General features: G+C 69.9%; 2 protein-coding genes. Both read right to left on the bottom strand.

From position 1 onward, the window contains the following. Positions 1-1,003: glycosyltransferase family 4 protein (locus VN419_RS13910; protein ID WP_325647817.1), on the bottom strand; the 1,003-nt coding region annotated here is incomplete at its 3' end. Next, on the bottom strand, positions 1,000-3,203 hold a 2,204-nt coding region (locus VN419_RS13915), incomplete at its 5' end, for a PEP/pyruvate-binding domain-containing protein (protein ID WP_325647818.1). The genes VN419_RS13910 and VN419_RS13915, both read right to left, overlap by 4 nt.

Consider the following 3,203-nt stretch of genomic DNA (forward strand, 5'->3'; position numbering starts at 1 on the left):
CTGCCCGGCCCATGGCCCGCGCCTCGTCCGGATTCCCGAAAAGCCGGCGCGCATTCGCCGCGTAGTCCTCGGCCGTACTGGCCACCAGGCCCGTCACGCCGTGATCCACCAGCTCCAGCTGGGCGTTGTCGCGCCCGTCCCCGCTGGGGTGCGTCAGCACGGGCAGTCCGCAGGCCATGGCCTCGGCAATGACCAGGCCGAAACTCTCACCCGTGTCGTTGGCATGGGCGAGGGCGAATAAGCCGCCATAGAACTCCGCCAGTTCCGCATCCGTGGAAACGGGCGGCAGGAACTCCACGCACGGTGAAAGCCCCTGCCTACCCACGAAATTCTCGGCCTCCGGGATGCCCCCCACGATGCGGCAGTGGAAGCCCGGCACGTCCCGCGCCAGCAGCGGCAGGATGTCCAGGGCCAGGCGCGACCACTTGCCGGGATCGGCGCGGGAGATGCGCCCCAGCACCGGCCCGGCCGGGTGCGGACCATCAGGCAAGGCGGAGGCGAAAAAGTCCGTATCCACAGGATTGTACAGCACCCCGTACTTTGGCCACGCGGGCACGATGGCCGTATGCCGCTCGAAGCGGTCGGCGCAGAAGCGCGAGACGAACAGGTGCGTGTCGATGACCGCTCCCGAAGGCGAAGGGTCGTGCCTGCCGAAGACGTTGGTCTCCACCACAAGGGCGGGATTTCTGGCCGTGTAGGAGCGCACCGGGCGCAGGAATTCCGGCTCCGGCCAGCCTGCCCGGTGCAGGTGGATGATCTGGGGCCGGAATGCATCAAGCGTCTTTCCCAAATCCATGCCGACAAAGGTGGTGCTGCCGCCCGCGCGGATCTGCGCCGCGCGGGGACCATCCAGGGGGCTGTGCGCTGCGGTTTCGAAGCGCGCGGGGTCCAGGTGGCGCAAGAAAAGCTGGGCCACCTTCTCCGTGCCGCCCAGTCCAAGGGATTTGAGCACGTGCAGCACGCGCACCCGGCCTGGTTTTTGCCGAAGCGTCCCGCCGCTCATTGCGCGCTCCCCGGCTCCTGGCACTGGAAGGGCTGGGCCAGCATGGTTTCGATGTCCCCCAGCATCTTGGCGCGCAGGGCGTCGGCCGCGCCCCGGTCGGCCATGGCCATGTCCAGCTGGCGGGTGTGCACCAGCAGGTAGCCCAGGATGCGCAGACGGTCCAGAATGAAGCCGTGGCGGCGGCTCTCGGCCTTGGCGAAGAGATTGTCGCCGCGCAGCTTGGTCTGGAAGTCGTAGCGCTCCAACACCTCGCCGATGAGCTCGGCCCTGAGCACGCGACGGTTCGCGTCGGCCGCGCCGCCGCTGAACTTGAAGCCCGCGTAGGAGTCGAAATCGCCATCGGTGAGCATGGACTCGATGGTGGTGAAATGGAAGCCGAAGCGCGAGTTCAGGCAGGCGTAGCGCTTGGAGATCATGAACACGTTGCGCTCGCCAAAGCCCCCGGCCGCGCCCTCGGCCAGCTCCGGGTTCATGGTGGCCTGCAGGAAGATGTTCATCATGCCCGCGTTGCTCGCCGGCGGCGGCCCGGCCCAGGGCACGGCGCAGATGCCCGCCCAGATGGCCTGCATGGGCGGACTCACGATGTCGGCCAGGTTCACGAAGCGTTCCGGCACGTCGCGGGCGAAGCCGTCGTCCAGGTTCACCACCCACCACTGCATGGGCACCTTGCACACCAGCTGCTTGCTGGCCTGGCTCGCCAACCCGCTCTTGGAGCCAAAGTCGAACATGTCGCGCACGCTCATCTCATGCGCGTAGCGGGTGATGTCGTGATAGGTGGCGCAGGCCTCCGGCCGGAAGTTCTCGCCCTCCGGGTCGGTCAGGTTCAGCGGCAGAATGAGCCGGGTCACCTCGCGCAGGCTCTCGAACACCGGGCTGCCCGCCATCACCGGCGCGGGGGCCTCGCCCTTGGCCAGCAGCTCCTCCACCCGGCCCGCGTACACGCGCCTGCCCAGGGCGTCCACGGTGACGACCTCGCCCTCGGCGAAGCGCGTGGCGGCCTCGGGCACGTCGAACAGCGCGGGCACGCCGAATTCGCGCGCCACATTGGCCAGATGCCCGGTGATGCCGCCCTGCTCCGTCACCAGGGCCGAGGCGCGGGAAAGCAGCGCGGCCCAGCGCGGCAGGGCCATGGGCGCAACAAGCACCCCGCCTTCGGGGAAGCGCAGGGCGTCGATCTCCTTGCGGGCCACGAACACCGGGCCCGCGCCCGCGCCTGCGCAGGCCGTGGTGCCCCCGGCGAAGAGTTCCGTGGCGCCCTCCACGGCCCGGCCGGCCGGGGCGGCGTCCGCATCCGGCGTCACCAGCTGCAGCGGGCGGCATTGCAGCAAGAGCACGCGCCCCTGCTGGTCCACGGCCCACTCGATGTCCTGCGGGCCGCCATAGGCGTCCTCCAGCCTGTCGGCCAGGCGCGCCAGCTCCAGGGCCTGCGCGTCCGTAAGCGAAGGCGCTTCCGCCAGTTCCGGCTCCAGGGCCTCGCGGCGCAGGCCTTCGCCTTCGTCGGGCACGGTGCGTTCGAACTTGCGTTTGACCTCGCGCCGGGCCAGGAAGCTGTCCCCGCCTGCGCGCTCCACAACGAAAAGATCCGTGGGCGTGGTGCCGTCCACAACCGCCGTGGGCAGGCCCCACACGGAGTTGATGAACACCGAGGCGTCGCGGGCGTCCAGCGGATTGCGCGAGTACATGACGCCGCCCGCGCGGGCGTCCACCAGTTCCATGCAGCCAACGCACATGGCCACGTCCTCATCGCGGATGCCCCTGTTCAGGCGATAGGTCATGGCGTGCAGGCTGTGCTTGCTGGCCACGATCTCGCGGTAGGCGTCGAGGAGATTCTCGGACGGGACGTTCAGGAGGCTCTTGAACTGACCGGCGAAGGTGGTTCCGGCGGCGTCCTCGCCCAGCGCGCTGCTGCGCAGCGACACGCGCACGCTGCCCCCGCCCGCCTCGGCGCAGAGCCGGGCATAGGCCCGGGCGATGGCGTCCGCAAGCTCCTCGGGCACGGGGGCGGCCATGATGCGCTGCTGGATGTCGGAGGAGACGCGGTAGCGCGCGGCTATGGCTTCAGAGTCGGCCGGGCCGGTGTCCTCGCGCAGGCTTTGCAGCCGGGCGTTGATCTCGGCCTGCAGGTCGCCCGCGGCCATGAAGGCCTCGTACCCCGCGGCGCTGACCACGAAGCCCGCAGGCACAGGCAGGCCGAGGGCGG

It is taken from the genome of Humidesulfovibrio sp., assembly GCF_035560995.1.
Lineage (GTDB): Bacteria > Desulfobacterota > Desulfovibrionia > Desulfovibrionales > Desulfovibrionaceae > Humidesulfovibrio.